This is a genomic window from Citrobacter sp. MGH100 (assembly GCF_001034465.1).
Lineage (GTDB): Bacteria > Pseudomonadota > Gammaproteobacteria > Enterobacterales > Enterobacteriaceae > Citrobacter > Citrobacter youngae.
Genome location: NZ_KQ089801.1, coordinates 948,994 through 970,210, shown reverse-complemented (window position 1 = coordinate 970,210; position 21,217 = coordinate 948,994). Strand labels below are relative to the sequence as shown.

At 51.1% G+C, this 21,217-nt stretch carries 23 protein-coding genes; 14 read left to right on the top strand and 9 right to left on the bottom strand.

From position 1 onward, the window contains the following. Nucleotides 1-55: 55 nt before the first annotated feature. The 4 genes from SK32_RS16180 to yqhD form a co-directional block, all read right to left on the bottom strand. Complete coding sequence (locus SK32_RS16180; protein WP_048213232.1) at nucleotides 56-511, bottom strand: HIT family protein; 456 nt, start codon at nucleotides 509-511, stop codon at nucleotides 56-58. Nucleotides 512-555: 44 nt separating this feature from the next. Beyond that, nucleotides 556-2,010: a DASS family sodium-coupled anion symporter gene (locus SK32_RS16175; RefSeq protein ID WP_048213231.1), complete on the bottom strand. Its 1,455-nt coding sequence runs from the start codon at nucleotides 2,008-2,010 to the stop codon at nucleotides 556-558. A 188-nt stretch (nucleotides 2,011-2,198) separates the two neighbouring features. Continuing rightward, nucleotides 2,199-3,026 (bottom strand): 2,5-didehydrogluconate reductase DkgA, encoded by an 828-nt coding sequence (dkgA, locus tag SK32_RS16170; protein WP_048213230.1) that lies wholly within the window; start codon nucleotides 3,024-3,026, stop codon nucleotides 2,199-2,201. Nucleotides 3,027-3,130: 104 nt separating this feature from the next. Further along, entirely contained in the window at nucleotides 3,131-4,294 is a 1,164-nt protein-coding gene (gene yqhD, locus SK32_RS16165) for an alcohol dehydrogenase (RefSeq protein WP_048213229.1), read from the bottom strand. A 193-nt stretch (nucleotides 4,295-4,487) separates the two neighbouring features. On the opposite strand from yqhD, the gene SK32_RS16160 reads away from it, so the two are divergent. Beyond that, entirely contained in the window at nucleotides 4,488-5,387 is a 900-nt protein-coding gene (locus SK32_RS16160; protein ID WP_048213228.1) for an AraC family transcriptional regulator, read from the top strand. A 69-nt stretch (nucleotides 5,388-5,456) separates the two neighbouring features. On the opposite strand, the gene yghB is transcribed toward SK32_RS16160, so the two are convergent. Together yghB and metC are read right to left on the bottom strand one after the other, a co-directional pair. Further along, entirely contained in the window at nucleotides 5,457-6,116 is a 660-nt protein-coding gene (gene yghB, locus SK32_RS16155; protein ID WP_048213227.1) for a DedA family general envelope maintenance protein YghB, read from the bottom strand. A gap of 131 nt (nucleotides 6,117-6,247) precedes the next feature. Then, nucleotides 6,248-7,435: a cystathionine beta-lyase gene (metC, locus tag SK32_RS16150; protein ID WP_048213226.1), complete on the bottom strand. Its 1,188-nt coding sequence runs from the start codon at nucleotides 7,433-7,435 to the stop codon at nucleotides 6,248-6,250. A gap of 251 nt (nucleotides 7,436-7,686) precedes the next feature. On the opposite strand from metC, the gene exbB reads away from it, so the two are divergent. Both exbB and exbD read left to right on the top strand, forming a co-directional pair. Continuing rightward, the gene (exbB, locus tag SK32_RS16145; RefSeq protein ID WP_048213225.1) at nucleotides 7,687-8,421 is read left to right on the top strand and encodes a tol-pal system-associated acyl-CoA thioesterase; all 735 of its coding nucleotides are present in this window, start codon (nucleotides 7,687-7,689) and stop codon (nucleotides 8,419-8,421) included. 6 nt (nucleotides 8,422-8,427) lie between these two features. Beyond that, the gene (gene exbD, locus SK32_RS16140; protein WP_048213224.1) at nucleotides 8,428-8,853 is read left to right on the top strand and encodes a TonB system transport protein ExbD; all 426 of its coding nucleotides are present in this window, start codon (nucleotides 8,428-8,430) and stop codon (nucleotides 8,851-8,853) included. A gap of 74 nt (nucleotides 8,854-8,927) precedes the next feature. On the opposite strand, the gene SK32_RS16135 is transcribed toward exbD, so the two are convergent. Both SK32_RS16135 and SK32_RS16130 read right to left on the bottom strand, forming a co-directional pair. Then, nucleotides 8,928-9,335: a hypothetical protein gene (locus SK32_RS16135; RefSeq protein WP_048213223.1), complete on the bottom strand. Its 408-nt coding sequence runs from the start codon at nucleotides 9,333-9,335 to the stop codon at nucleotides 8,928-8,930. Nucleotide 9,336: 1 nt separating this feature from the next. Continuing rightward, the gene (locus SK32_RS16130; RefSeq protein WP_048213222.1) at nucleotides 9,337-9,741 is read right to left on the bottom strand and encodes a hypothetical protein; all 405 of its coding nucleotides are present in this window, start codon (nucleotides 9,739-9,741) and stop codon (nucleotides 9,337-9,339) included. A gap of 103 nt (nucleotides 9,742-9,844) precedes the next feature. Between SK32_RS16130 and SK32_RS16125 the strand changes: the two genes are divergently transcribed. After that, on the top strand, nucleotides 9,845-10,348 hold the full coding sequence (locus SK32_RS16125) for an ESA_00282 family adhesion-associated protein (RefSeq protein ID WP_048213221.1): 504 nt from the start codon (nucleotides 9,845-9,847) through the stop codon (nucleotides 10,346-10,348). A 77-nt stretch (nucleotides 10,349-10,425) separates the two neighbouring features. Here SK32_RS16125 and SK32_RS16120 read toward each other — a convergent pair whose 3' ends face one another. After that, nucleotides 10,426-11,466 carry an aldo/keto reductase gene (locus tag SK32_RS16120; RefSeq protein ID WP_005123138.1) on the bottom strand — a complete coding sequence of 347 codons (1,041 nt, stop codon included), beginning with the start codon at nucleotides 11,464-11,466 and terminating at the stop codon, nucleotides 10,426-10,428. A 155-nt stretch (nucleotides 11,467-11,621) separates the two neighbouring features. Here SK32_RS16120 and yghX point away from each other — a divergent pair, with 155 nt between their 5' ends. The 10 genes from yghX to hypA all read left to right on the top strand — a co-directional run bounded on the left by yghX (nucleotide 11,622) and on the right by hypA (nucleotide 21,211). Beyond that, nucleotides 11,622-12,509 carry a YghX family hydrolase gene (gene yghX / locus SK32_RS16115; RefSeq protein ID WP_048213220.1) on the top strand — a complete coding sequence of 296 codons (888 nt, stop codon included), beginning with the start codon at nucleotides 11,622-11,624 and terminating at the stop codon, nucleotides 12,507-12,509. 215 nt (nucleotides 12,510-12,724) lie between these two features. Beyond that, nucleotides 12,725-14,365, top strand: a complete 1,641-nt coding sequence (locus SK32_RS16110) for a methyl-accepting chemotaxis protein (protein ID WP_048213219.1) — start codon at nucleotides 12,725-12,727, stop codon at nucleotides 14,363-14,365. A gap of 85 nt (nucleotides 14,366-14,450) precedes the next feature. Continuing rightward, nucleotides 14,451-14,738: a DUF2623 family protein gene (locus tag SK32_RS16105; RefSeq protein ID WP_048213218.1), complete on the top strand. Its 288-nt coding sequence runs from the start codon at nucleotides 14,451-14,453 to the stop codon at nucleotides 14,736-14,738. Nucleotides 14,739-14,926: 188 nt separating this feature from the next. Continuing rightward, entirely contained in the window at nucleotides 14,927-16,045 is a 1,119-nt protein-coding gene (gene hybO / locus SK32_RS16100) for a hydrogenase 2 small subunit (RefSeq protein WP_016154493.1), read from the top strand. Nucleotides 16,046-16,047: 2 nt separating this feature from the next. Further along, a complete protein-coding gene (gene hybA / locus SK32_RS16095) occupies nucleotides 16,048-17,034 on the top strand; it encodes a hydrogenase 2 operon protein HybA (protein ID WP_005123143.1) in 987 nt (328 codons plus the stop codon). After that, nucleotides 17,024-18,202 carry a Ni/Fe-hydrogenase cytochrome b subunit gene (gene hybB, locus SK32_RS16090; RefSeq protein ID WP_006688074.1) on the top strand — a complete coding sequence of 393 codons (1,179 nt, stop codon included), beginning with the start codon at nucleotides 17,024-17,026 and terminating at the stop codon, nucleotides 18,200-18,202. Before hybA ends, hybB begins: the two co-directional genes overlap by 11 nt. Then, on the top strand, nucleotides 18,199-19,902 hold the full coding sequence (hybC, locus tag SK32_RS16085) for a hydrogenase 2 large subunit (RefSeq protein ID WP_003024476.1): 1,704 nt from the start codon (nucleotides 18,199-18,201) through the stop codon (nucleotides 19,900-19,902). The genes hybB and hybC overlap by 4 nt, the downstream gene beginning before the upstream one ends. Beyond that, nucleotides 19,902-20,396 carry a HyaD/HybD family hydrogenase maturation endopeptidase gene (locus tag SK32_RS16080; RefSeq protein WP_048213217.1) on the top strand — a complete coding sequence of 165 codons (495 nt, stop codon included), beginning with the start codon at nucleotides 19,902-19,904 and terminating at the stop codon, nucleotides 20,394-20,396. The genes hybC and SK32_RS16080 overlap by 1 nt, the downstream gene beginning before the upstream one ends. Next, on the top strand, nucleotides 20,389-20,877 hold the full coding sequence (hybE, locus tag SK32_RS16075; RefSeq protein ID WP_005123148.1) for a hydrogenase-2 assembly chaperone: 489 nt from the start codon (nucleotides 20,389-20,391) through the stop codon (nucleotides 20,875-20,877). The genes SK32_RS16080 and hybE overlap by 8 nt, the downstream gene beginning before the upstream one ends. Next, complete coding sequence (gene hypA, locus SK32_RS16070) at nucleotides 20,870-21,211, top strand: hydrogenase maturation nickel metallochaperone HypA (protein ID WP_003828349.1); 342 nt, start codon at nucleotides 20,870-20,872, stop codon at nucleotides 21,209-21,211. The genes hybE and hypA overlap by 8 nt, the downstream gene beginning before the upstream one ends. Nucleotides 21,212-21,217 lie beyond the last annotated feature (6 nt).

Genomic DNA, 21,217 nt, shown 5'->3' with positions numbered 1-21,217 from the left:
AGACCGTAGGCCGGATAAGGTGCTCGCACCGCCATCCGGCAGACATGCTCAGTATTTATGCTTCGCGAATTCTGGCCGCTAATGCGGCCAGTTTTTCATCGTCAGCCCGTTCGTGGTCATGTGACGACAGATACCCTTCATACTGCTCGAAAAATTTAGTCTGCCGGGACTCAATCGGTTTCCAGTGCGTCAAATCACCTGTGCCATGCATAGGGCTGAGTTTACTGTGCACATGATCCACGCCAAACCCTTCGAAAAACATCCCCGTACGACTGACATCCGGGAAAGCCTTATCCAGTTTTTTCGCCACCTTTTGGGTCGCCAGCATCAGGTCTGCCAGCGCCTGTGGCGGCATATCAAATGCATAGCTTGGGTAGTGCTTTTTCGGGATCACCACGGTAAAACCGTCGGTGTTTGGGAAAATCGACAGAAAGGCCAGGTGATGCTCGTCTTCCCAGACTTTATGGCAGGGCGCTTTACCTTCAACAATTTGACAGAAAATACAGGTCATTCCTTTTCTCCGTAGATAAGACGTTTCGTCAGGACGCAGTGAGTTTAGTACAGACCCAGCATCTTCCACCACATCAGCCCTACAGTGATAAAGACGGCTTGATTGAACAGGCTGATGATGAATCCTGTTCGCCACCAGACTCCCGTCGGTACGTACCCGGCACCAAACAGAATCGGCCCGCGAGCGTGAGTGTACTGAGTGAGGGAACAGTACAGGCTGCTGGTGAAGGCCAGCATCAACGCCGTAGGGGCTGCAGGAATATTCAAATGCAGACCGACGCCAAGGAAAACGGCATACAGCGCCGCAATCTGCGCATTACCGCTGGCAAAAAAGTAGTGGGTATAAAAGTACGCGGCGTTGAGCAGCAGCAGGACAACCACCCAACTGGTCCCATGCATAGTACTGCTCAGGCTATCGCCAATCAGGTTGCCAAACCAGGTGGTAAAGCCTAGTTTTTTCAACTGATTTGCCATCATCAATAGTGCGGCAAACCAGATCAGTGTATCCCACGCACCTTTCTCGCTTTTGACATCTTCCCAGCTCAGAACGCCGCTGAGCAGCAAGATGGATAAACCAACAAATGAGGCAGTGGTGGCGTCGACGCCCAGCGTATCACCAAAAATCCACAGTACCAGCAGGACGCCGACGGTCGCCAGCATCAGCCATTCCCCGCGTGACATACGACCCATTTCCGCCAGTTCTTTACGCGCCAGATTAGGGGCATCCGGCGTGTGTTTAATTTCCGGGCGCACAATCCAGTAGACCAGTAATGGAACCAGCAGTAAGGAAACCAGGCAAGGCAGTAGCGCCGCCATAAACCAGCTGCCCCAGGTCAGAGTGACCCCCGCATTGGCCGCCAGCTTCACTGCCAACAGGTTGCCGGTATATCCGGTCATAAAGAGCGCGGCGGTGACGTCGTTGACGTTGCCAATACAGGTGATAAGAAAGGTGCCGATTTTACTGCGGGATTCATCTTCCGGGTTCGAGTGGAAACTGCGCGCCAGGGAGTCGGCAATGGGATAGATGACGCCGCCGCAGCGGGCCGTGTTGCTTGGCATTGCGGGGGAAAGTATCAGGTCCGCAAACGCCAGTCCGTAGGCGAGTCCCAGCGTGCGCTTGCCGAGCAGGCGGATCATCTGCAGCGCAATACGTCGTCCGAGGCCCGTTTTGATAAACCCGCGGGCAATCATAAAGGCGACGACAATCAGCCAGATCAGAGAACTGTTCAGTTCGCTCAGTGCGGTGGTAATAGCGCCGCTGGCGGTTTTATCCCCGGCAGCATAAGCGAGGGCAAAAACGGTAATACCGATAATGCCGACTGCGCCAATAGGCAGAACTTTTGCCACGATAGAAGCAATGGTAGCAACGAAGATAATGGCTGAATGCCAGGCTGGCGCACTTAACCCACTGGGTGGGGTAAGCTGCCAGAGTCCGGCAGAAATAAATAGTATAAGAATCAATGGGAGCCATTTGACGCCTTGCTGTGTTTTTTCCGCCATGGTCACGCACCTATAGATATTTGTGATGTGTTCATTAAATCAATATTATTACTGAATAATTAGTAAGTTATATTGCGTAATGCTGCACGTGGATGTGCCATAAATACATCAATAGTTGCGCGTTTATTGTTTCTTAATATTTCGACAGGAGAAAAGCCCGACGGGAATGCCGGGCTGGAGAGGAGAGATTAACCGCCGAACTGATCCGGGTCAGGGCCAAGGCGTTTACCTTGATCGAGTTTTGCTATTTCACCGAGTTCATCTTTGTCCAGGCGGAAGTCCCAGACATTGAAGTTCTCGGCGATACGGGCAGGGGTGACGGATTTCGGGATCACCACCAGGCCGCTATCCAGATGCCAGCGAATGACGACCTGCGCCGGTGATTTGCCATATTTTTCAGCGAGGTCGCGAATGATCTTTTGATCAAATACGTCTTTGCCGCCCTGCGCCAGCGGGCTCCAGGATTCGGTCTGGATTTTATGTGTGGCGTTCCAGGCGTGCAGCTGGCGCTGTTGCATCAGTGGATGCAGTTCTATCTGGTTAATCACCGGCGGGACACCTGTTTCATCCATCAGGCGCTGGAGATGATTGATCTGAAAGTTGCACACGCCGATGCTCTTAATCAGCCCCTCTTTTTGCAGGTCGATCATGTTTTCCCACGCTTCAACGTAGTGATCGATCGCCGGAACAGGCCAGTGCATCAGGTAGAGATCGAGGTAATCGAGCTGGAGTTTCTCCATGCTTTCGAGCAACGCTTCCCGTGGGCGTTTCTGATCATCATTCCACAGCTTGGTGGTAATGAATAACTCTTCGCGCGGTACGCCAGCATCGCGTATTGCTTTGCCGACACCTTCTTCGTTTTTGTACGCCGCAGCGGTATCAATTGAGCGATACCCTACTTCCAGCGCTTTATGAATGGCGGTGATGACTTCTTCGTTGCTTGCCTTCCAGACCCCCAGGCCCAGTTGCGGCATGACGTTACCATCCTGTAGTTTGATAATGGTTGGAGTGGTCATAATTCCTCCCCTTAATGACTGTCACCGGAACATACTCCGGTGACATAGGTGTGACTTAAGCCTGGTATAAATAGCCAAAAACGAAAGTCGGAGGTTAAAAAACCTTAGCGGGCAGCTTCGTAAATCCGGCGGCTGACGTCCAGCGTAATGTCCTGATGTTCACCCAGTTTCGTGCCGCCGTGCGCTTGCAGTTTTTCCAGCAGTGCCGGGATGGAGCTGCCATCCAGACCGTAGTCAGACAGGCGAGTCGGTACACCCATTTGTTCGAAGAATTGACGGGTGGCGGCAATCGCGGCATCAATGCGCTGGTCTTCGGAGCCTTCGGTGATATTCCAGATGCGTTCTGCGTATTGCAGCAGTTTGGCACGCTTGGTATCGCGTTTTTCATTCCACAATGCAGGCAGGACGATTGCCAGTGTCTGAGCGTGGTCAAGTCCGTGCATTGCCGTCAGTTCATGACCCAGCATATGGGTTGCCCAGTCCTGCGGTACGCCTGCGCCGATCAGTCCGTTCAGCGCCTGAGTGGCTGCCCACATGACGTTCGCACGCACATTGTAGTTTTCCGGCTCCTGCAATGCTTTCGGACCGTCTTCTATCAGCGTCAGCAGAATGCCTTCGGCGAAGCGATCCTGAATTTTCCCGTCTACCGGATAAGTCACGTATTGTTCTACGGTATGAACAAAAGCATCTACCACGCCGTTGGCAACCTGACGTGGCGGCAGAGTATAGGTGTAAACCGGATCGAGTACAGCGAATACCGGCTGGACAAACGGGGTCATGAAGGCCAGTTTGTCGCCAGTCGTTTTGCGCGAAATTACCGCGCCAGAGTTAGATTCGGAGCCAGTTGCCGGCAGAGTTAATACGGAGCCCATTGGAACGGCGCTTTGTACGTCGTTACCGCGTGTTTCCAGAATGCGCCATGGGTCAACACCGTCAGCGTAATGTGCTGCTGCGGCGATGAATTTTGTGCCATCCAGAACAGAACCGCCGCCTACCGCCAGCAGGAATGTCACCTTCTCATCACGCACGATTTTTACCGCGTTCATCAGCGTTTCATAAGACGGGTTCGGCTCAATACCGCCAAATTCCAGCACGTCCAGGCCTTTCAGTGCATCCTGAACCTGTGCCAGAACGCCGGTTTTTTTCACGCTACCACCGCCGTAGGTAATCAGTACGCGAGCATCCTGTGGGATTTGGTCGCGCAGTTCTGCAATCGCGCCTTTACCAAACAGAATGCGGGTTGGGGTATGGAGATTAAAGTTGTTCATTGCTCGTTACCTTGTGTGGGTAAAAAAGAGGGTAGGCGAGTGCCTGCCTGATGGTGAACATTGTGGTCGTCAGAAGCGTTCCTCTCAATGCTCATTTCTGCCAATGTCTTGCCCATTTCTACAGACTACTGGAGAAAATGGATAAAAGTCCGCACTATATCAGGGTTGCAAATCAATGATGAAATGGTGCCCTATGAACCGTGATGAGATCTGTCTCCTGCTGACAGATAAAATTAAACAGCTGAAAAATAATGAAAATAAATTAAATGATCTGCTGCCTGATATTCGCTTACTGTACGGCTCTGAACCTGGGGTGCGCACACCAGTGATGTATCAGCCTGGCATTATATTTCTCTTTTCAGGATATAAAATTGGTTATATCAACGAGCGTGTCTTTCGCTATGATGCCAACGAATACTTACTGCTCACAGTACCTTTACCCTTTGAATGTGAAACGTATGCGACACCGGACGTTCCGTTGGCTGGTATCCGCCTGAACGTCGATATCCTGCAATTGCAGGAATTGCTGATGGATATTGGTGAGGATGAGCTGTTCCAGCCTGCAATGGCGGCAAGCGGGATCAATTCGGCGACGCTATCCGATGAAATTCTCTGTGCTGCGGAACGCCTGCTGGATGTGATGGAGCGGCCATTGGATGCACGTATTCTGGGAAAACAGATTATTCGTGAGATCCTCTACCACGTACTGACCGGGCCGCGTGGTGGCGCGTTATTGGCGCTGGTCAGTCGCCAGACGCATTTCAGTTTGATAAGCCGTGTGCTGAAGCGAATTGAAACCAAGTACACCGAAAATCTCAATGTTGAGCAATTGGCGGCAGAGGCCAATATGAGCGTGTCGGCGTTCCATCATAATTTTAAATCGGTGACCAGTACTTCACCGTTGCAGTATCTGAAGAGCTATCGATTGCATAAAGCGCGGATGATGATGATTCATGACGGGATGAAAGCCAGCGCGGCGGCCATGCGCGTAGGTTATGAGAGTGCATCGCAGTTTAGTCGGGAGTTCAAACGTTACTTTGGCGTCACGCCAGGAGAAGATGCAGCCAGAATTCGGATGATGCAGGGGGGGTGATTTCTTGTCGGCCTTAACGCTGCGCGCCATCAACGAAATGCCGGAGTGACTCCGGCATACGGCTGATACTCAGGCGCTACAGTATTTTTTTTTAATCACCACGAACAGCGTTCCCAGCAGACCTGCGGTTAACAGGGCAACAGGCAGGATCATTAAAAAGGTCATCACCTGATCTTCGTGGCGTTTAACAAACGGGATCATGCTGAGCGCATAGCCGAAACTGGTGACCACAGTGACCCACAGCAGCCCGCTCAGCCAGTTAAAAAACTGGAAGCGACGGTTAGGCAGCCCTGAAATCCCCGCCATGGTTGGCAGTAAGGTACGTACAAACGCCAGGAAACGTCCGGCGAGTAGTGCCATCAACCCGTGTTGGTCAAACATACAGGTAGCACGCTGATGATATTTTTCAGGTAATTGTGCCAGCCAGCCTTTTACCGTCCGCGTGTTGCCCAGCCAGCGCCCCTGAATGTAGCTCAGCCAGCAACCGAGACTGGCAGCGGCAGTCAGAATCGCTATGGTAGGTAAAAAACTCATCACGTCCTGAGCAATCAGCGCTCCTGCCAGTAATAGCAGGCTGTCACCGGGCAAAAAGGAGGCGGGCAGCAGGCCATTTTCTAAAAACAGTGTGGCGAACATCACGAAGTACACCACGCTCACGACGTGTGGGTCCGCCAGCGCGGCAAAATCGTGTTGCCAAAGCGCAGAGATAATATCTTGAATGACTACCATGGACTTTCCTGTGGAACAGCGTTTATAAGTGGATTGTACTCCTGAATTGTCCGGGATGCCTTGATCCCGGACGCAACAATTGCAGACTTTTCCACCAGAAGTGTCTGCATATATGTCCATCTGCGGCAATGTTACTCGATTCGGGCAAATCCTGCGGCTAAATCGGCAATCAGATCGTCAACATTCTCTAAACCGATATGCAAACGGATGAGCGTTCCGCTGAAGTCCACTTTGCCTTGCGGACGGATTGCCGCGATATGTTCCGGTTGGTTAGCCAGAATCAGTGATTCAAAACCGCCCCAGGAATAGGCCATGCTGAACAGGCTGAAGTGATCCAGGTACGCAGACAGTTCTTCATTATTTAGCTTCTTATTCAGAACAAATGAGAACAGACCGCTGCTACCGGTAAAGTCGCGTTTCCAGAACTCGTGTCCCTTGCTGCCGGGAAGTGCCGGGTGATTCACGCGGGCAACCTGCGGATGGTCAGCCAGCCACTCGGCGACTTTTAAACTGCTTTCATGGTGTTGGCGCAGGCGAACGCTTAACGTCCGCAATCCACGGCTGGTCATATAGGCGGTATCGGCGTCCAGCATTTGTCCCATCAGATAGGCGTTTTCACGCAGTTGATCCCAGCAACGGGCATTGGATACCGCTGTCCCAGCCATGCCGTCGGAATGACCAATCAGATATTTCGTCCCTGCCTGAATTGAGATATCGATACCGAAATCCAGCGCGTTGAACAACACGCCCGCAGCCCAGGTGTTATCAATCATGATGATCGCGTCAGGCACTACGCTTCTGACGGCGGCAACAATGGCTGGAACATCATGAACTTCCATGGTGACAGAACCTGGAGATTCAAGAAAAACGACTTTAGTGTTCGGCTGTATATGCTTCACAATATCCGCGCCGACCAGCGGATCGAACCAGCCGGTTGTCACGCCAAGCTTGCCCAGCACCTTAGTGCAAAAATCCTGGCTGGGTTCATAGGCTGTGTTGGTCATCAGCACATGATCGCCTTGTTCAACAAAGGCAAGGATGGTGTTGGCAACGGCTGCTGCACCGCAGGGGAACAGGGCGCAACCGGCCCCGCCTTCCAGTTCACACATCGCTTCCTGCAGTGAGAAATGCGTCAGCGTGCCGCGACGGCCATAGAAAAGGGCACCGTTTGCGCGGTTATGCGTCGCCTGTTTTTTCGCCTCAACGGTGTCGAATACCAGTGAAGACGCGCGCTGGATCACGCTATTTACCGAACCCAGCGTGTATTTTTTACTACGCCCGGCGTGAACGAGTTTGGTCTCAAGCTGCTTATCTGCCATGTTGTATTACCTATTTTTATACGTCTGGATGTCTAAACTAGCATGAATCTCATCTGCCGCGTCCTGCAGAACAGCCATAAAGTACAAAATATTCTCAAATCGATTTCTGGTGACTTTTTTACTGCGTGAGCGCAAGGAAAAGAAACCAAAGGTGCGGCACTATGTAAATAGTAATGAGAACGACTATCAATTCGACGTCGTTTTGATATGATTACGCTCAGATTTTGTGATTTGCGTCCTGGAGATACAGAGTGGGTAATAATTTGATGCAGACGGACCTTTCCGTCTGGGGTATGTATCAGCACGCCGATATCGTGGTTAAGTGCGTGATGATTGGGCTGATTTTGGCGTCAGTGGTCACCTGGGCTATCTTCTTTAGTAAGAGCCTTGAGTTCTTTACGCAGAAGCGCCGTCTTAAGCGTGAACAGCAAATGCTGGCAGATGCCCGCTCTTTAGATCAGGCAAGTGAGATTGCCGCTGGATTCGATGGCAAAAGCCTGGGCGCTCTGTTGATTAACGAAGCACAGAATGAACTGGAACTGTCAGCAGGCAGTGATGACAACGAAGGGATCAAAGAGCGTACCGGTTTCCGTCTGGAACGTCGCGTTGCCGCCGTTGGCCGTCAGATGGGGCGGGGTAATGGATACCTGGCAACCATCGGGGCTATCTCTCCATTTGTCGGGTTGTTTGGTACAGTATGGGGCATCATGAATAGCTTCATCGGTATCGCACAAACCCAAACCACCAACCTGGCTGTTGTTGCTCCAGGTATTGCAGAAGCACTGTTAGCAACCGCGATCGGTCTGGTCGCGGCAATCCCTGCTGTTGTTATCTACAACATTTTTGCTCGTCAGATCGGCAGCTATAAAGCGATGCTGGGCGATGTCGCGGCGCAGGTACTGTTGCTGCAAAGTCGTGACCTGGACCTGAGTGCAAGCGCGTCTGCACACCCGGTACGTGCTGCGCAGAAATTACGTGTAGGATAATGTTCCATGGCAATGAGCTTTAATGAAAACCTGGACGATAACGGTGAAATGCATGACATCAACGTGACGCCGTTTATCGACGTCATGCTGGTATTGTTGATCATCTTTATGGTGGCAGCGCCACTGGCAACCGTGGATGTGAAGGTCAATCTCCCTGCATCCACCAGTACGCCGCAACCGCGTCCGGAAAAACCGGTTTACCTGTCAGTAAAAGCCGATAACACCATGTTTATTGGTAACGATCAGGTCACCGATGAGACGATGATTAACGAGCTAAACGCGCTAACTGAAGGCAAGAAAGACACCACCATCTTCTTCCGGGCAGATAAAACCGTCGACTACGAAACTATGATGAAGGTTATGGATACGTTGCACCAGGCGGGCTACCTGAAGATTGGTTTGGTCGGTGAAGAGACCGTGAAAGCCAAATAATCCTTGTTGCCGGGTACAGTTTGACCTTACCCGGCAAGCTTCTCCTGATATCACTCCTCTGCAAGTCTTTTGCCTTATCTGTTCTCGTCCAACGCCACCGTAGTGATTTTTGTGGGCTCGTAGTTCCCATCGGATAGCTTACGGGTCAGGCGCAGTGTGGCAGTTTCACGTGCAAGCAGATGCTGGTATGTGCTTTCCAGACGGGCCATTATTTTGTCCCGCAATTCTGGTTGCTGAGCGATGATGGCCTCGATAGTGGCACCGTAAATCTCTTCTTTGGCTTGCAGCGCGTAGATTTCATGACGATTTTGCCATTTCATCCGCACCAGTGCGGCGGGAATAGAAACCATCTCTTGAGCAAGGCTTTCCAGCGTCGTGTTTTTATTGGCTATCAACACAGACAGATTTTGTTTTAAGACAAACTCATCGCTTTTGTGGTTATCTAAAGCCAAATAAACATTATTATCTTCAACATCTTTCATTTTATTTCTCTTCCAGAGAATAAAAAATAGGATCGTTGGTTTCGCGAGTAATTAAATTAAGCCAAATTTTGTTGCCTTGTTCATTTATCATGGTGGTTTTTTTGGCCAAAATTTTACTTAATTCCTGGGCATTAATGTCGCCTTCCGCCTGTAATGAATTGAGCAGACGAGTAAATGACTCAATTTTTGCGGCGCGGAAAAGGCGCTCTTTTAAATGACGATCGCACTCTTCAAATAACATATTCCGGGACTGGCCGGTAGCTGCGGAGCTAATCAAAATTTCTGATTCGTAATCACTTAGTTTTATCTTTCCCTGAGTCAAATTTTCACTATTTTCTGTGGTATTTGTATTGTTCGGGGTTGCGGATAAATGAAAACGAGAGGGAACAAGATGCTCGGGAAGCATGTTGAAATATCCTTTGCTGCCAATAATATGATGTTTTTAATAAGGTAGGCCGCGTTGACAATAGCATGGGGTAATTTTAAAATCAAAAAAAATGGAGCCCGCTATGAACAGTATATTTTATTCTGTTATTACCCTGCTATTGCTTACCTGCGGGGTACTTTTGCTAATGCGTAGTGCAAATAAAAACCGTTATGCAGAAGATGTTAACGCACAGCGCCAGCCGGAAATGCTAAGTAAAGAAGAGGGAGAAGATCATTTTTCTGCCCTGATGAATTCGATTACTTCGGTATGGTATTGGCGAGTCAATCACGAATATATTGATTTTATCCACTCCACAGTCAAGAGGATGACAATGGTGGAGCTGAATGAAACGCCCGGGCTCTTTGACGCGCAGCGGCGCTGTAGCGATCTTAACTCTGCGGTTTATAAGTATTATGACAATATTAAAAAGCGCTGCCTCAGCGGGGAGAAAGTCCCGCACGCCGATCTGGATGTGCTTAACTTGCGGCAGTGCTTCAGGGAGTTCAGCCTGGAAGCCTATCCTGCACTTGTCGCACTGGTATGGCCGGAATACCAGCGTCCGTTGATTAAAGAGGACGAGGTGTGAGGCGAGATTTACTTGCCACTCTCATCAGCAGGCCATTAAGGCCGGGTAGGACTACACCCGGCGTAATGTTCAGATCGTTATTTGTCTGATGAGGCCTGCCACAGATTGAGCTTGCCGTCCGCGACATGTTTATCAATCTGTGCCAGTTCTTCGGCGCTGAATGTCAGGTTTGCCAGTGCCTGAACGTTCTCTTCCAACTGCTCAGGTCGGCTGGCACCAATTAATACCGATGTGACCCGGTTATCTTTTAGTAGCCAGCTTAACGCCATTTGCGCCATCGACTGCCCACGTTGTTGGGCCATCTCATTGAGCAAACGCAGACTGTTAAGATTTGCTTCCGTCAGCATATTTTCCGTCAGCCCACGGACTTTTTTCCCTTCACGCTGCATGCGGGAACCATCAGGAATACCGTTGAGGTATTTCCCTGTCAGGAGCCCCTGCGCCAATGGGGTGAAGGCAATACAGCCCATCCCGTTGGATTCCAGCGTATCCAGCAATCCGCTGCTGTCTACCCAGCGGTTAAGCAGGTTGTAGGATGGCTGGTGGATAAGCAGCGGAATTTTCCATTCCCGCAGCAGTTCGGCCATCTTCTGCGTGCGCTCTGGCGAATAAGATGAGATACCGACATACAGTGCTTTGCCACTTTGCACAGCATGGGCCAGCGCGGAAGCGGTCTCTTCCATTGGCGTATTTTCATCAACGCGGTGCGAATAGAAGATATCGACGTAGTCGAGACCCATGCGCTTGAGGCTCTGGTCGAGGCTGGCCAGCAGATACTTGCGTGAGCCGCCAGAACCGTAAGGCCCCGGCCACATGTCGTAACCCGCTTTGGTCGAGATGATCAATTCATCACGATATTGTGCAAAATCCTCGCGCAGCAATCGACCAAAATTCTCTTCAGCACTGCCCGGAGGTGGCCCGTAGTTATTGGCTAAATCAAAATGAGTGATCCCTAAATCAAATGCTTTTCGCAGCAGTGCTCGTTGTGAATCCAGAGCGTGAACGTGTCCAAAACTGTGCCATAAACCCAGCGACAGCGCGGGCAGGCGCAAGCCGCTGCGCCCACAGTAGCGATAGAGCATTTGCTCATAACGTTCAGGATTGGCAAACCAGGCCATGAGACCTCCTTAGTGCAGGTGAATTTCAAAACAACGTTTCTATTCTAGCGGGTTCGTGGTGAATATCCCGTTCACCAGGTCACATTGGGATGAAAAACTGGGCAAAAACAGACCGCTGTGCTTTGCTTAAAAAAACATCACTCAGGAGTGCGACCATGCCGCGTCTGACTGCTAAAGACTTTCCGCAGGAGTTACTCGATTACTATGACTATTACGCCCATGGCAAAATTACGAAACGCGAGTTTCTGAATCTGGCGGCGAAATATGCGGTAGGTGGCATGACGGCACTGGCGCTATTCAATTTGCTGAAACCGAACTATGCCCTGGCAACGCAGGTAGAATTTACCGATCCCGATATTCTGGCAGAATACATTACCTATCCATCGCCTGATGGGCATGGTGATGTGCGAGGTTATCTGGTGAAACCCGCGAAGGTGACGGGGAAGGTTCCGGCGGTGGTAGTGGTACATGAGAATCGTGGGCTGAATCCGTATATTGAGGATGTAGCACGGCGGGTGGCGAAGGCGGGTTATATTGCGCTGGCACCCGATGGATTAAGTTCACTGGGCGGTTATCCCGGCAATGATGATAAAGGCCGGGAATTACAGCAGCAGGTTGATCCCGTTAAGCTGATGAATGATTTTTTTGCCGCTATTGAGTTTATGCAGCGTTATTCGATGGCGACAGGAAAGGTGGGGATCACCGGATTTTGCTACGGTGGTGGTGTGGCGAATGCAGCGGCTGTTGCTTTCCCTGAACTGGCATGTGCGGTGCCCTTTTATGGTCGTCAGGTTCCTGCTTCTGATGTCCCTAAAATTAATGCGCCTTTATTATTACACTATGCAGAACTAGACACACGAATTAATGAAGGCTGGCCCGCTTATGAAGCTGCACTCAAAGTGAATAAGAAAATCTATCAAGCATATATCTATCCCGGTGTTAATCATGGTTTTCATAACGATTCGACACCCCGTTATGATAAAGCAGCTGCTGATTTAGCCTGGGAACGCACTCTTGCCTGGTTTGATAAATATTTGTTATGAAAAACAACGCATTACTTGCAGCTTTAGGTTAATTATCTGAATAATAATGCTACCTAATTTCATTAACATTCATATTGATATGACCAGCAGGGATAATAGATAGACTTAAAAAAGTAAAAAAATAAAGAACGTATTATATCTTCTTCATTGCCTGCCGATAACAAGGGGAAGTATCGCCTGATGGCGAATTCCTCATCAATGGCAAGGAAATTATTATGTATTTGCTGAAAAACTTCACTATTCGTATTGTCATGCTGGCGATACTGGGACTTTTTTGCCTGCTCTGGTCGGGCGTGGGTTTATTCAGTCTTCATGCTTTATCAAAAATATCAGAAGGCAACGATATTGACCGTCATCTTGTCAAACAGATGACGGTACTGAGTCAGGGGAACGATCAGTACTTTCGCTTTGTGACACGCCTGAGCCGTGCTGTGGATGTCAAAATTGGTGGTGAAACGCCTGATTTTGCACCTGCCCAGCAATCGCTGGATAATCTGAGCCAAAAGCTCCAGGAGATGAAAACATTGTCTCCAGGACCGATGGACCCGGAAATTTCAGCAACAGTGCTGGCCAAGTGGCAAGCTTTGCTGGATAAAGGCGTGATACCGCAAATGCAGCTGGCGCAGCAGGGCTCGCTTACGGCGTTTTCGGAACATGCCAGCACGATTACGCCCGCACTGAGCCGTGAATTTGGTGCCAGCGCTGAGCTGTTTAATACCACCGCCGGAAAGAGACTTGATGCGACGCGTATCATGGTAGACGGTAAAACGTCGATCATTCGGACACTGATTATTACTGCCGTTATCCTCGGGATTGCCCTCCTGTTCTTCACCGATCGTTACCTCGTTACCATGATGGTGAAACCTCTCGGTCGCATTCGCTTGCAGTTCCGCCAGATTGCCCAGGGCGATCTCAGCCATCCAATTGAAGATTTTGGGCGTAACTGCGTGGGCCAACTGGTCCCTTTATTGTGCGCAATGCAGGACAGCCTGCGTGAAGCCGTAAGTACGATTCGTTCAGGCAGTGACAACATCTGGCGAGGCGCTACGGAAATTTCTACCGGCAATAATGATCTCTCTTCCCGTACTGAGGAGCAGGCCGCGGCGCTGGAAGAGACCGCTGCCAGCATGGAGCAACTGACCGCCACGGTAAAACTTAACGCCGAAAATGCGCGTGAGGCCAGCCAACTCGCCGATACGGCGACAGAAACGGCAGGTAAAGGCAGCTCGCTGGTTTCAGAAGTGGTTGAGACGATGGACGGTATTGCCGCCAGCTCTAAACAGATCGCAGAAATTACCTCTGTCATTAATAGCATTGCTTTCCAGACCAACATTCTGGCGCTCAACGCCGCCGTTGAAGCGGCCAGGGCTGGTGAACAGGGACGTGGTTTTGCCGTGGTAGCAGGGGAAGTACGTAATCTCGCCAGCCGTAGCGCCGGTGCGGCAAAAGAGATTGAGACATTAATCGGTGAATCGTCGCGTCGTGTCGAACAGGGCGCTCGTCTGGTTAAAGAGACGGGATTAACCATGGAAGCGATTCTGCGCGGTGCCACCGAAGTGACCGTTATCATGAAACAAATTGCCTCTGCTTCTGAAGAGCAGAATAAAGGTATCTCGCAGGTTAGTGTTGCGATCACGCAGATGGATAGCGTGACGCAACAGAATGCCGCGTTGGTAGAACAAGTATCCGCTGCGGCAGTGGCGCTGGAACGGCAAACGGAAGAGCTACAACGCTCGGTGCAACAGTTCCGCCTGTCTGCGAATGATGTGCAATACGCCGCTGCCAATACCGCTTCCCCTTCCACAGAAAGCAGAACCTCTGCAGCACCTAAAACGGACGAGTGGGTGTCCTTTTAATCTGGCACAAAAAAGTGCGTGATACCTCTGGCCTTTGCTTAAAAAATCGCTATATAATTTGTTATATAGCGATTGGAGGTTATGCATGGACAACCATTTTGGAAAGGGCCTGATGGCCGGATTGAACGCCTCAAGTGCGGACAGTGCTCGTTCAGTGGCGAATTTTTGTTCAGATTATAAACGCGGTTTTGTTCTGGGTTTTTCACATCGAATGTTTGAAAAAACGGGTGACCGACAGCTCAGCGCATGGGAAGCGGGGATCCTGACGCGTCGTTACGGGCTGGATAAAGAGATGGTGATGGATTTCTTCAAAGAGAACCAGTCGAGTACAACAATTCGGTTTTTCATGGCCGGCTATCGGCTCGAAGCTTGATCCAAAAGGGGTATTATCTTGCTTTAATTAATTACACTATTGACCTACGCCTTCGTTTTGTTGCTCCGCCGAAGTATTATAATGCACATAACCATATAAAAAGTGTGGTAATGGCGCGCCGATCGCAATATGCAACATGCGAATGGTGCAAAATAAAAGCCAGGTCTTCGCAACGGAATAACAATAAAATGACTGGAGATAATTCTCTCATCAATTCGAACGGCATCAATCGCCGTGATTTCATGAAGCTTTGTGCAGCACTGGCCGCTACTATGGGGCTCAGTAGCAAAGCCGCCGCAGAAATGGCCGAATCAGTTTCTCGTCCTCAGCGCCCGCCGGTTATCTGGATTGGTGCTCAGGAGTGTACGGGTTGTACTGAATCGCTGCTTCGTGCGACACACCCTACAGTGGAAAACCTCGTTCTGGAGACTATCTCTCTTGAATATCATGAGGTGCTCTCTGCCGCCTTTGGCCACCAGGTCGAAGAGAACAAACATAACGCTCTGGAGAAGTACAAAGGGCAATATGTTCTGGTGGTAGATGGTTCTATACCACTAAAAGATAATGGTATTTATTGCATGGTTGCCGGTGAGCCAATTGTGGATCACATCCGCAGAGCGGCCGAAGGTGCAGCAGCTATCATCGCTATCGGCTCTTGTGCCGCATGGGGTGGTGTGGCTGCCGCTGGCGTGAACCCAACGGGTGCAGTCGGCTTGCAAGAAGTTCTGCCAGGCAAAACCATCATCAACATCCCAGGCTGTCCGCCTAACCCGCATAACTTCCTCGCCACGGTCGCGCATATCATCACTTACGGTAAGCCGCCGAAGCTGGATACCAAAAACCGTCCGACATTCGCCTATGGCCGTTTGATTCACGAACACTGCGAACGTCGCCCGCACTTTGATGCCGGTCGTTTTGCTAAAGAGTTCGGCGATGAAGGCCATCGTGAAGGTTGGTGCCTCTATCATCTGGGCTGTAAAGGGCCAGAAACGTACGGCAACTGCTCAACATTGCAATTCTGCGACGTTGGCGGCGTGTGGCCGGTAGCTATTGGTCATCCTTGCTACGGCTGTAACGAAGAAGGCGTCGGTTTCCATAAAGGCATTCACCAACTCGCCCATGTGGAAAACCAAACCCCGCGTTCAGAGAAGCCTGATGTCAACATGAAAGAAGGCGGCAACATTTCAGCTGGGGCTATTGGGCTGCTTGGCGGCGTAGTAGGACTGGTTGCCGGCGTCAGCGTGATGGCGGTACGTGAACTGGGGCGTCAGCAGAAGAAAGATAACGCTGACTCACGGGGAGAATAACCGTGAACAGACGTAACTTTATTAAAGCAGCCTCCAGCGGGGCATTGCTGTTGGGCGCCGCGCCGTCCATCAGCCATGCGGCTGCAGAAAACCGTCCGCCGATCCCGGGTTCTCTTGGGATGCTTTATGATTCGACGCTGTGCGTAGGCTGCCAGGCCTGCGTCACCAAGTGTCAGGATATCAACTTCCCGGCGCGTAACCCGGAAGGCGAGCAAACCTGGTCGAACAACGACAAATTGTCACCGTACACCAACAACATCATCCAGGTGTGGCGTAGCGGAACAGGCGTTAACAAAGACCAGGAAGAAAATGGTTACGCATACATTAAGAAACAGTGCATGCACTGTGTCGATCCAAACTGCGTCTCCGTTTGCCCGGTCTCCGCGCTGAAGAAAGACCCGAAAACCGGCATCGTCCACTATGACAAAGATGTCTGTACCGGCTGCCGTTACTGCATGGTCGCCTGTCCGTACAACGTCCCTAAATACGACTACAACAACCCGTTTGGTGCGCTTCATAAATGTGAACTGTGTAACCAGAAAGGCGTTGAACGTCTGGACAAAGGCGGTTTGCCGGGATGTGTTGAAGTGTGTCCTGCCGGTGCAGTGATTTTTGGTACCCGTGAAGAGCTGATGGCTGAGGCGAAAAAACGTCTCGCACTGAAGCCTGGCAGCGAATACCACTATCCGCGTCAGACAGTGAACGCTGGTGATACTTATTTGCATACGGTACCGAAGTACTATCCGCACCTGTACGGTGAAAAGGAAGGCGGTGGTACGCAGGTTATGGTGCTGACGGGTGTTCCTTACGAGGATTTGGATCTGCCAAAACTGGATGATCTTTCAACCGGTGCGCGTTCCGAACATGTTCAACATTCCCTGTACAAGGGCATGATTTTACCCCTGGCTGCGCTGGCGGGCTTAACCGTGCTGGTTCGTCGTAACACGAAAAACGACCATCACGATGGAGGAGACGATCATGAGTCATGATCCTAAACCGCTGGGCGGAAAAATAATCAGCAAACCGGTCATTATTTTTGGGCCGCTTATCGTCCTGTGTATGCTCCTGATCGTGAAACGTCTGGTCTTCGGATTGGGTTCAGTCTCCGATCTGAACGGCGGTTTCCCGTGGGGCGTATGGATCGCGTTTGACCTGTTGATTGGTACTGGCTTTGCGTGCGGCGGTTGGGCGCTGGCGTGGGCGGTGTATGTTTTCAACAGAGGACAATACCATCCACTGGTACGTCCGGCGTTGCTGGCAAGCCTGTTTGGTTACTCGCTGGGTGGTTTGTCGATCACCATTGACGTCGGTCGTTACTGGAACCTGCCGTACTTCTACATTCCGGGTCACTTCAACGTGAACTCGGTACTGTTCGAAACGGCGGTCTGTATGACCATCTATATCGGCATCATGGCGCTGGAATTTGCGCCAGCTCTGTTTGAACGTCTGGGGTGGAAAGTTTCTCTCAAGCGTTTGAATAAAGTGATGTTCTTTATTATTGCCCTCGGCGCGCTGCTGCCGACCATGCACCAGTCTTCAATGGGTTCATTGATGATTTCTGCGGGTTATAAAGTACATCCGCTCTGGCAAGCTTATGAAATGTTGCCGCTTTTCTCGGTATTAACCGCCTTTATAATGGGCTTCTCGATCGTCATTTTTGAAGGCTCACTGGTACAAGCGGGTCTGAAAGGTAACGGTCCGGACGAGAAAAGTCTGTTCATTAAGCTGACGAACACCATCAGCGTGCTGCTGGCGATTTTCGTGGTCCTGCGCTTTGGCGAGTTGATCTACCGCGACAAGCTGTCGTATGCGTTTGCAGGCGATCTTTACTCCGTGATGTTCTGGATTGAAGTCGTGCTGATGGTCTTCCCGCTGGTGGTGCTGCGCGTCACTAAGCTGCGCAATGACTCGCGCATGCTGTATCTGTCTGCGCTGAGCGCATTGCTGGGTTGTGCGACATGGCGTCTGTCCTACTCGCTGGTGGCATTCAATCCTGGTGGTGGCTACCACTACTTCCCGACCTGGGAAGAACTGTTGATTTCTATTGGTTTTGTGGCTATTGAGATTTGTGCATACATCGTACTCATTCGTCTACTGCCGATACTTCCTCCTTTAAAACAAAACGATCAAAATCGTCATGAGGCGAGCAAAGCATGAGCCAGAGAATTACTATTGATCCGGTAACCCGTATTGAGGGTCATTTACGCATCGACTGCGAAATCGAAAATGGCGTGGTATCTAAAGCATGGGCTTCCGGTACCATGTGGCGCGGCATGGAAGAGATCGTGAAAAACCGCGATCCGCGCGATGCCTGGATGATTGTGCAGCGTATTTGTGGTGTTTGCACCACGACTCACGCTATCTCTTCCGTTCGTGCAGCTGAAAGCGCGCTGAATATTGATGTTCCGGTAAATGCACAGTATATCCGTAACATCATTCTGGCCGCGCACACCACGCATGACCATATTGTTCACTTCTATCAGCTCTCTGCGCTGGACTGGGTGGATATCACTTCTGCGCTGAAAGCCGATCCAGCGAAAGCATCTGCCATGCTGAACGGCGTGTCCTCCTGGCACCTGAACAGCGCAGAAGAGTTCACCAAGGTTCAGAACAAGATCAAAGATCTTGTTGCCAGCGGTCAGTTAGGCATTTTTGCTAACGGTTGCTGGGGTCACCCGGCAATGCAGCTGCCGCCGGAAGTGAACCTGATTGCGGTCGCTCACTATCTGCAGGCGCTGGAATGCCAGCGTGATGCCAACCGCGTTGTGGCGCTGTTGGGCGGTAAAACGCCGCACATCCAGAACCTGGCGGTAGGTGGGGTTGCTAACCCGATTAACCTCGACGGTCTTGGCGTGCTGAACCTTGAACGCCTGATGTACATCAAGTCTTTCATTGATAAGCTGAGCGACTTCGTTGAGCAGGTTTACAAGGTAGATACCGCGGTTATTGCTGCATTCTATCCTGAGTGGCTGGAGCGTGGTCAGGGCGCGGTTAACTATCTGAGTGCGCCGGAATTTCCGACTGACGGTAAAAACGGCAGCTTCCTGTTCCCGGGTGGTTACATTACTAATGAAGATCTGTCGACCTATCGTCCGATCACCTCTCACTCCGATGAGTATCTGATCAAAGGGATTCAGGAGAGTGCGAAACACGCGTGGTACAAAGACGAAGCGCCGCAGGCTCCGTGGGAAGGCACAACGGTTCCTGATTACACCGGTTGGTCAGATGACGGCAAGTACTCCTGGGTTAAAGCGCCGACCTTCTACGGGAAAACGGTTGAAGTGGGTCCGCTGGCTAACATGCTGTGTAAACTGGCGGCCAAACGCGAGTCTACCCATGCCAAGCTGAATGAAATCATCGCGATTTACACCAAGCTGACCGGTAAAACTATCGAAGTGTCGCAGCTGCACTCTACGCTGGGTCGTATTATTGGCCGTACCGTTCACTGCTGTGAACTGCAGAACGTTCTGCAGGATCAGTACAACGCGCTGATCGTGAACATCGGTAAAGGCGACCACACCACCTTCGTGAAACCGGATATCCCGGCAACGGGCGAATTCAAAGGTGTCGGTTTCCTCGAAGCGCCGCGCGGTATGCTGTCTCACTGGATGGTGATTAAAGATGGCATTATCAGCAACTACCAGGCGGTTGTTCCGTCAACCTGGAACTCTGGCCCACGTAACTTTAATGATGAAGTGGGACCGTATGAGCGCTCGCTGGTAGGAACGCCGATTGCCGATCCAAACAAACCGCTGGAAGTGGTTCGTACCATTCACTCCTTCGACCCTTGTATGTCATGTGCGGTGCATGTGGTGGACGTTGACGGGAACGAAGTGGTCTCAGTTAAGGTTCTGTAATGCGGATATTAGTCTTAGGGGTTGGCAATATTTTGCTGACCGACGAAGCCATCGGAGTACGTATCGTTGAGGCATTAGAGCAACGGTACATCCTGCCAGACTTTGTTGATGTTCTGGACGGTGGTACGGCTGGGATGGAGCTTCTCGGCGATATGGCGAACAGAGATCATCTGATCATTGCTGACGCCATTGTGTCGAAGAAAAACACGCCAGGAAAGATGATGGTTCTGCGGGATGAAGAGATCCCGGCGCTGTTTACCAACAAAATCTCACCGCACCAGCTTGGCCTGGCCGACGTTTTGTCGGCCCTGCGTTTCACCGGCGAGTTTCCGAAAAAGCTGACGTTAGTCGGCGTTATTCCGGAATCGCTGGAGCCGCATATCGGGCTAACGCCAACGGTCGAAGCGATGATTGAACCTGCGCTTGAGCAGGTTCTTGCCGCGCTGCGCGAGTCTGGCGTTGAAGCTATTCCACGGGAGAAGGCACATGTCTGAGGAGTTCTTAGGCTTTCAGACAGCCCCGAAGCAGCAAATTCAGGCCGCGTTTGAAGAGGTTGCCCGGCGTTCGATGCACGATCTTTCTTTCCTGCATCCGAATATGCCGGTATATGTCTCTGATTTTACGCTGTTTGAAGGACAGTGGACGGGGTGTGTTATCACACCCTGGATGCTCAGCGCGCTGATTTTCCCCGGGCCGGATCAGGTCTGGCCGGTGCGTAAAGTCAGCGAAAAAATCGGGTTGCGTCTGCCGTATGGCGAAATGACCTTTACCGTGGGTGAACTGGAGGGTGTATCGCAATACCTCTCCTGTTCGCTGATGTCGCCGCTTTCGCACAGCATGTCTGCGCAAGAAGGTGTGCGCCTGACTGACGATTGCGCACGAATGCTGTTATCGCTGCCGGTAAGCGATCCAAATGCGCCGCAGCTCAACCGCCGCGCGCTGCTGCTGGGTCGTCGGAACTGCGAAAATGCATGAGCTGTCCCTTTGTCAGAGCGCGGTTGAGATTGTTCAACAGCAGGCAGAGCAGCACGGTGTCAAACGTGTAACCGGCGTTTGGCTGGAAATCGGGGCGCTCTCCTGCGTTGAAGAGAGCGCCGTGCGTTTCAGTTTCGACATCGTCTGTCAGGGGACGCTGGCCCAGGGTTGTGAGCTGCATATTGATTACAAACCCGCCCAGGCGTGGTGCTGGGATTGCAGTCAGGTCGTAGAGATCACCCAGCATGATGCGCAGTGTCCTCTCTGTCAGGGCGATCGTCTGCGGGTAGATGCTGGCGATTCACTGAAAGTGAAAAGTATTGAAGTCGAATAGCCCATA